Annotated in this window: 5 protein-coding genes; 3 read left to right on the top strand and 2 right to left on the bottom strand. The window is 67.9% G+C overall.

From position 1 onward, the window contains the following. On the top strand, window positions 1-628 hold a 628-nt coding region (locus tag ACFYX0_RS39395), incomplete at its 5' end, for a zinc ribbon domain-containing protein (protein WP_388978506.1). Window positions 629-732: 104 nt separating this feature from the next. On the opposite strand, the gene ACFYX0_RS39390 is transcribed toward ACFYX0_RS39395, so the two are convergent. Both ACFYX0_RS39390 and ACFYX0_RS39385 read right to left on the bottom strand, forming a co-directional pair. Then, window positions 733-2,250, bottom strand: a complete 1,518-nt coding sequence (locus tag ACFYX0_RS39390) for a helix-turn-helix domain-containing protein (RefSeq protein ID WP_388978504.1) — start codon at window positions 2,248-2,250, stop codon at window positions 733-735. Window positions 2,251-2,578: 328 nt separating this feature from the next. Further along, the gene (locus ACFYX0_RS39385; protein WP_388978501.1) at window positions 2,579-3,253 is read right to left on the bottom strand and encodes a GntR family transcriptional regulator; all 675 of its coding nucleotides are present in this window, start codon (window positions 3,251-3,253) and stop codon (window positions 2,579-2,581) included. A gap of 233 nt (window positions 3,254-3,486) precedes the next feature. On the opposite strand from ACFYX0_RS39385, the gene ACFYX0_RS39380 reads away from it, so the two are divergent. After that, window positions 3,487-4,977 (top strand): NAD-dependent succinate-semialdehyde dehydrogenase, encoded by a 1,491-nt coding sequence (locus ACFYX0_RS39380; RefSeq protein ID WP_388978498.1) that lies wholly within the window; start codon window positions 3,487-3,489, stop codon window positions 4,975-4,977. Then, the gene (locus ACFYX0_RS39375; RefSeq protein ID WP_388978495.1) at window positions 4,974-6,212 is read left to right on the top strand and encodes an iron-containing alcohol dehydrogenase; all 1,239 of its coding nucleotides are present in this window, start codon (window positions 4,974-4,976) and stop codon (window positions 6,210-6,212) included. The genes ACFYX0_RS39380 and ACFYX0_RS39375 overlap by 4 nt, the downstream gene beginning before the upstream one ends. Window positions 6,213-6,236: the final 24 nt, after the last annotated feature.

Genomic DNA, 6,236 nt, shown 5'->3' with positions numbered 1-6,236 from the left:
CTACGACCGCGCGGCCAGGCAGCTGCGCCGCGCCTCCCGCGCCGTGTCCCGCCGCCAGGGCCCGGACCGACGCACCGGACACAAGCCGTCGAAGCGGTGGGAGAAGGCCAACACCGCCCGCAACCGCATCCACCACCGGACAGCGAACCTCCGCGAAGACGCCCTGCACAAGCTCACCACCATCGTGGCGGCCCAGTACGGCACGGTCGTGGTCGAAGACCTCAACGGCGCCGGCACCCGCCAGCGCCACGCCACGTCCCTCGTGGTCGCCGACCGCTGGTATCCGTCCTCGAAAACCTGTTCCGGCTGCGGCGTAGCGAAAGCCAAGCTGGCGCTGCATGTCCGGACCTTCCACTGCGAGGCCTGCGGCCTCGTCCTCGACCGGGACGCGAACGCAGCCCGCAACCTCGCCGCCCTCGCGGCGGCCTGCACCACCGGTACCGCAGTGGCCGGAGACCGGGACACCCCCAAGCAGGTGTCGAAACCTCGTGGAGCCGACCACAAGACCCGCACCACCCGCCCCCGCCGCAAGACGGGGACGGGGCGGGCAGGTGGCACAACCCTGCCGCACCAGCGGCAGACAGAAACGAGAGACCGTACTCAAACCGAAGCCCTCACGCTCTGGTGATGTGACGGACCTTCCGGGCCGAAATACCCGGAATGCTGAGAGTCGCTGAGGCTCCCAGCAACGGCTGCAAGGGGGCTGCGCGGCGGCCGTGTCGAAGGCGTCCGTCACGAGTCGGTGATCTTGTAGGCCTTCATCTTGCGGTAGATCGTCGCTCGGGACAGGCCGAGTATCTCCGCGGCGCGGGAACGGTTTCCGTCCGCTTCCCGCAGCGCCCGGGAGATCGCCTCAAGCTCGGCACGCTCGATCATGGTCAGCGCACGGGAACCCTGGATCCGCTCCGGCAGGTCACTGGGGAGGACGTATCCGCGTTTGCCGGCCAGTGCCAACCCCTCCACGACGTTGTGGAGTTCCTTGAGGTTACGGGGCCACTGGTATCCGGTGAGCAGCTCAAGGGTCTCCGCACGGGGTTCCAGGCCGACGCCCGGCATGGCCCGGTCCGTGAAGTAGCGCCACAGAGCGGGAACGTCGGCGGTACGCTCCCGCAGCGGCGGAACCCACACATGGGACGCCCCGAGACCGACCGCCGTCTCCTCGGCCTCCGCGGCCGAGCCAAGCGTGGCGGTGAGCATCACAGGGCCCTTCAGAACGCTCATCTCCAACAGCCCGGCCAGCGCGAGCCTGGCCGCGGGGTCGAGCGCGTCGATCCCCTTGACGATGACGGGTGCTCCGCCTTGCAGCCGCTCGGCGATGCTGCGAAGCCATCGCTTCCCGCCGATCAGGGTCCGCTCCACCGTGTCGATCACGAAGTGAGCACCGGGTCCGGGATCGCCGGGACGGAACGGGAGCCCCAGGGCGAGCGACGTCTTCCCTACGCCGGCCTCGCCGGCGATCACCACCGGCCGCGTCGCCTCCCGCCTTCGCGCGACCGCATGCAGAGCGGCCATCCAGTCCGGCGAGCGGCCGATCAGCTGCGTGCGGGCAGGCCCCAGCGCGGTGGTGGTCGAGGTCCTGCCCCGCTGGAGGGAGACGATCGCTCCGGCGCCCGTCTCGACCGGTGCCAGCCGGACCTCGGTGAGGCCGCCGGAGAGCTCGATGATGAACCGGCCACCGGACTGCCGCTGGACCAGCTCTCCGAGCACCGCGACATCCGCGCTGGATAGGCGGGCGGCGCCCTGGCTCTGCATGATCAGTCCCTGCGGACCGAAGCCGACCACCGCGCCGGTCTTTGCCTTCGAGGCGTCCACGAATGCCTGGAAGACCGCGCGGGCCTGAGGGGAGGCCACATCGAGGAGATGCTGCTGCAACTGCTCGGCGACCGTTTTGACCATGGGCCGCAGCAGCGAACGGCCCTCGATGATCCCACTGGACAGCGTCACCACAGCGACGATCTTCTGAGTCAGCGGATGCCGGATCGGCGTTCCGGTACACACGGCGTCGCTGTACATGTCCGCGTAGTGCTCTGCGCCGGTGATCTGGACGCAACTCCCGGTCGCCAAGGCTGTACCGACGCCGTTGGTGCCCACGAGCGACTCGTCCAGGACGGCTCCGCGGTCGGTTCCGACCCTCTCGAAATGGCGCCATGCGTCATGGTCCGCGGCCCAGCGTCCGAGAATACGGCCTTGGGCGTCCGCGAGCAGAAGGCCGACGCCCGTTCCTGACAAGTCGGCGGAGAAACGTGACATCGGCGCCTGAAAAAGATCCAGAAGATGCTGATCGAGCTCATCTTCCGCAACATGCGGCACCTCGCGGACGTTGGTCGGTACACCGAGCGCCTCCCGCGAACGCTCCCAGGATCTCAGCAGCGCAGGCGCCACATCGATGCGGTCGGTGTTACCTGTCAACCATTCGTCTTTGAGTGCGTTGACTGGCCCAGTCGACATGCCCTTCCCTCCCTGATGCAGAGCCGGAGCATAAGGCGACATGGCGGGGAAAGCGCCATTTCGCGATCATCCTGTAATACGAAGAAGGTTGACGAGCGTCGATGCCGGATCGTGCGAGTCGCCGACGGCCTCAGGCCAGGCGACGGCGATACTCCTCGACAGCCAACGCTGCCGCGCCATGAACATGGTGCTCGCACGCGGCTCGCGCCGCGGCGGCATCACACGCGACAGCCGCGGCTTCGATGATGCGGCCGAACGCCTCGAACGAGATCCGCGCCCGTTGGTCGTCGATGAACGCGTAGCGACGAAAGATCTGGACCCGAGCGTGAACGCGGGCGACATCCTCGGCGAGGACCGTGTTGCCGGCCCCCTCGAGCAGGAGCCCGTAGAACCGCTCATTCGCCTCCTCTCGTGTCTTGACGGTGCCCCTGAGGTAGGTCGTCTCCATCTCGATCAGGAGCGCTTGCAGCCCCTTCTTCACCTGCTCCGACGCGCGCGCCACGAAGAGTTCGCCCACCAGGCCTTCGAGCGCGCGCCGCACCTCGTAGATCTGCTCGATCTCCCGCGGCGTCAACACGGTCACGATCGGTCCGTGGTGGGCGACCACCGTCACCAGCCGCTCCGCCTCCAGTTGACGCAGCGCTTCTCTGACCACGGTGCGTGAGACTTCGTAGGCCTCGCACAGGGCGCTCTCGCGCAGGGCGTCGCCGGGCTGGAAGGTCCCGCTCAGGATGTCTTCACGAAGCAGACGTGTGATCTGCTGCCGCAGCGGTGCCGCATGTCGAGTCAGTCTCGAAGTGCTCATGACGGGTCCCTCAACCTCCAACTGTTGCTTGCCAGACTCAGCGGCTCTTGGGGCTGGTGAGGCACTGTCTCAAATCGATGCACCGGACCAGATCCAGCATTTTGGCCCGTAGCGTAATACCAGAAGACGGTAATACGACAGCGCGGGAACGCGTCGTGCCGTAACGGCGGCAGCTCCACCCGAGCCGGTTGGCTGCCGCCGCACCGCTCCCGCCGAAATAGGAGGACCCTTCCATGACGACACCGACCGCGCCGGTCACCGCACAGGTCCGCGGACGGGAGATCCCCGTCGATCTGTACATCGACGGTGCGTGGACCCACGCCACCGAGACGTTCTCGGTCGTCAACCCCGCCAACGGCCAGACGATCGCCGAGGTCGCCGATGGCACCGTAGAGCAGTCACGCGCCGCGCTCGATGCGGCCGTCGCCGCCCAGGACGCCTGGCGCCACGTGCTCCCCCGCGAGCGTGCCGACCTGTTCCACCGCGCGCACCGGCTGCTCCTGGAGCGTGCCGACGACATCGTCGAGACCATGACGCTGGAGAGCGGAAAGCCGCTGGGCGAGGCCCGGGGCGAGTTCCAGCTCTCGGCCGACTTCTTCCTCTGGTACGCCGAGCAGATCGCCCACCTTCACGGCACCTATGCGCACGGCTCCCGAGGCGCCTACCGCGTCGTCACCACCCACCAGCCGGTCGGCCCGTGCCTGCTCATCACTCCGTGGAACTTCCCACTGCTGATGATCGCCCGCAAGGCCGGCGCGGCGCTCGCTGCCGGATGCACGGTCGTGGTGAAGTCCGCGAAGGAGACCCCGCTGACCTGCGCGCTGTTCGTACAGGCGCTGCACGATGCCGGTTTCCCGGCGGGCGTAGTCAACCTCATCCACACGACGACCTCGTCCAAGGTGTCAGCGGCGCTCATGGCGGACAGCCGCCTGCGCAAGGTGAGCTTCACCGGCTCGACCGGCGTGGGAAGCACCCTGCTGAGCCAGGCCGCCGCGAACATCACCAACGCCTCGATGGAACTCGGCGGCGACGGCCCGTTCATCGTGCTCGACGACGCCGACCTCGACCTGGCGGCCGAGCAGGCGATCGTGTGCAAGTTCCGCAACGCCGGTCAGGCGTGCGTGGCAGCCAACCGGATCATCGTCGACAGCAGCGTCGCGGAAGAGTTCACGGCCAAGTTCGTCGCCTTGACCGAGAAGCTGACGGTCGGCGACGGATTCGACCCGGCCACGGAGGTCGGCCCGATCATCTCGGCCCGACAGCGCGACACCGTCAAGGAACTCGTCGACGGCTTCTCCAAGATCGGCGCGACCCTGCTGACCGGCGGCAAGGAAGTACCGGGCGACGGATTCTTCTTCGAGCCGACCGTCTTCTCAGTGACAGAGCCCGATGACGACCTGTGCCATCAGGAGCTATTTGCCCCCATCGCGACGATCTACACCGTCGACTCGGCCGCCGAGGCGGTCAAGATCGCCAACGACACCACGTACGGGCTCGCCGCGTACGTGTTCACCCGCAACGTGGACCGCGCCATCGCCGTGAGCGAGCGCCTCGACTTCGGCATGGTCGGCATCAACCGCGGCATCATGGCCGACCCCGCGGCGGCATTCGGCGGCATCAAGGCCTCCGGCCTGGGCCGAGAAGGCGGACACGAGGCGATCTACGAGTTCCTCGAACCCAAGTACCTCGCCATCACCGTGAACGAGACGGAGGCAGGCCTGTGACCGCATGCGTCGCCTCCCTCGGCGTCCTGCGCCAGCCCAAGACCGTCGTCTTCGGTCCCGGCGAACGGCGCCACCTGCCCCGCCTCCTAGCCGAGATAGGACACCACGTCCTCGTCGTCACCGACGCCCGTATGGCGCAGGTGACCGAATTCAAGGACATGCTGACCGCCATCGAAGGACAAGGGATCACGGTCTCGGTGTTCTCCGAGGCCGAGCCGGACCTGCCCCGCGAGAACATACTCACCGTCGTCGACCGCTACGGCGACACCGACGTCGACACCCTGCTCGCAGTCGGCGGCGGCTCCTGCCTCGACCTGGCCAAGGTGTCCGCCGCCGTCCTCGCCCACGGCGGCGACGTCCGCGACTACTACGGCGAATTCCTCGTCCCCGGCCCCGGGCTCCCGGTCATCACCGTACCCACCACGGCCGGCACCGGCGCCGAAGTCACCTGCATCTCGGTCGTCTTCGACCGGGACCGAGGCATGAAGATCGGCGTGGCCAGCCCACACCTGGAGGCCTACGCCGCCGTCATCGACCCCGAACTCACCCTCTCCTGCCCGCCGGCACTCACCGCGGCCACCGCGGCGGACGCACTGACTCACCTGGTCGAGACGTTCACCGACCGGGTCAAGGACGTGACGCCGGACTTCCTGGCCAACCATCTCTACATCGGGAAGAACCCGCTGACCGACATCTTCTGCCGCAGCGGCCTGACTCTGCTCAACTCGTCCCTGGAGAGCGTGGTCGCCGACCCGTCCGACATCGAAGCACGCTCCGCGACCATGCTGGCCGCGTACAACGCGGGCATGGCCATCAACACCGCCGGCACCGCCGCCGCGCACGCGATCCAGTCCCCGATCGGAGCGCTGACCCACACCTCGCACGGCTTCGGTGTCGGAGCCCTCCTGCCGTACGTGATGCGCTTCAACCTCCCGACCCGGATCGCGGAATTCGCCGAAATCGGGACACTGCTCGGTACCGCCGACCCCCGGTCGTCCCCGTTGGACCAAGCGAAGGCCGGCATCTCCCGCATCGAGGCGCTGCTGGAGACCGTCGGCTGCCCGACCGACCTGAAGACGCTCGGCCTAGACCCGAAGGACTTCTCCTACGTGGCCGACCAGGCGATGCTCGCGACCCGCCTCACGGCCAACAACCCGCGCGACCTCACCCACGAGTCCGTCGTCGAGATCCTCCAGCGTGGCTACGACAACGACCGCACCTGGTGGTCGGCGTGACGGCCACAGCCGCGACACCGACAA

The sequence above is a fragment of the Streptomyces sp. NPDC002573 genome (assembly GCF_042889625.1).
In the GTDB taxonomy this organism is placed as follows: Bacteria; Actinomycetota; Actinomycetes; order Streptomycetales; family Streptomycetaceae; genus Streptomyces; species Streptomyces gibsoniae.
Note: the sequence above shows the minus strand (reverse complement) of the source record. Positions and strands in the feature narration are given on the sequence as shown.

Bases quoted from the DNA above. Each gene is read 5' to 3' on its own strand.
- ACFYX0_RS39385 (WP_388978501.1), bottom strand. From the start codon at position 3,253: ATGAGCACTTCGAGACTGACTCGACATGCGGCACCGCTGCGGCAGCAG.
- ACFYX0_RS39380 (WP_388978498.1), top strand. From the start codon at position 3,487: ATGACGACACCGACCGCGCCGGTCACCGCACAGGTCCGCGGACGGGAG.
- ACFYX0_RS39390 (WP_388978504.1), bottom strand. From the start codon at position 2,250: ATGTCACGTTTCTCCGCCGACTTGTCAGGAACGGGCGTCGGCCTTCTG.